Raw genomic sequence first — 345 nt, 5'->3', positions numbered from 1 at the left:
CGTCGCCCCCTTCAGAGGGGAGCACCCAATCATCGCCCAGCGGCAGCGTCAATCACCCCGATCGGGCAATCCAAAGCATTCCGCGCAAGTCAAGGCCGGGCACGGCGATCCTCTCGTGACGCTCACGCAACAGCGCATCCAGGCTTCTGGTCCGCCGTGCCCACAGCGGCAGGATCGCCGAGCTGAACCGGATCCGCTCACTATCGCCGGCCGCCCCACGGTCGCGAATCTTCGCCCGCGCGACCTCGACCGGACCGATGCCCGTCGCAATCGTTCGCGCCGGGCCGTAGCCATGCCGCACGACACGGGCGCGTCCGTCGGCAAGCTTCAAGTCCTTCACCGTGG

1 pseudogene is annotated in these 345 nt (G+C 68.1%); it reads right to left on the bottom strand.

From position 1 onward, the window contains the following. Positions 1 to 76 precede the first annotated feature (76 nt). Positions 77 to 345, bottom strand: a pseudogene (locus ACZIRK_RS45575) (hypothetical protein); the annotation flags it as partial.

This window comes from Bradyrhizobium sp. Leo114, from assembly GCF_055229415.2.
Note: the sequence above shows the minus strand (reverse complement) of the source record. Positions and strands in the feature narration are given on the sequence as shown.